Origin of the sequence: Myxococcus sp. AM011 (assembly GCF_013372595.1) — a bacterium.
In the GTDB taxonomy this organism is placed as follows: Bacteria; Myxococcota; Myxococcia; order Myxococcales; family Myxococcaceae; genus Myxococcus; species Myxococcus eversor.
In genome coordinates this window covers 1-601 of the sequence record NZ_JABXEM010000608.1, presented here as the reverse complement: position 1 = coordinate 601, position 601 = coordinate 1, and the positions used below count along the sequence as shown (strand labels likewise).

The window sequence follows — 601 nt, the reverse complement described above, 5'->3', positions numbered from 1 at the left end:
TGGGCTTCGAGTCCAAGGAGTGCCTCGAAGAGAAGAAGCGGGACATCGTCTACCCCCGCCGCATCAATCCGCTCACCACCGGGCCCGGCCTGCCGCGCTTCATCGACGGCAGCCGCACGCTGAAGGCCAGCGGCAACTTCCCCTACGTCGCCGAGCGGCGCGGGGTGTCCTTCATCGAGCGCAGCCTCAAGTCGGGGCTGCAATTCGCCCGGCACCGCAACAACACCGAGGGGCTGCGCGCCCAGGTGCGGCGCTCCATTGCCGCCTTCCTCCTCGCACAGATGAAGAACGGGGCCTTCCGCAGCCAGGAACCCGCCAAGGCCTTCTTCGTTGACGTCTCGGACGCGCTCAATCCGCCGTCCGTGGTCTTCGCCGGCAAACTGGTGGCGCGCATCGGGCTCGCCACCAACAAGCCCGCCGAGTTCATCGTCCTGCGCATCGCCCAGGACACCCGCGCCCTCGAAGCCGAGCTGACCTCGGCGGGCCTCTAAGGAGACTGGCCATGGCCATCATCGGACAGCCGCGCAGCTTCCATAAGCGCTTCAAGTTCCTCTGTGAGGCTGACGGCCTCGGGCACTCCGGTTTCCAGAAGTGCAGCGAG

General features: G+C 66.9%; 1 protein-coding gene. It reads left to right on the top strand.

From position 1 onward, the window contains the following. A partial coding sequence (locus HUW62_RS47640; RefSeq protein ID WP_176438225.1) for a phage tail sheath family protein occupies nucleotides 1-491 on the top strand: 491 nt, incomplete at its 5' end. Nucleotides 492-601 lie beyond the last annotated feature (110 nt).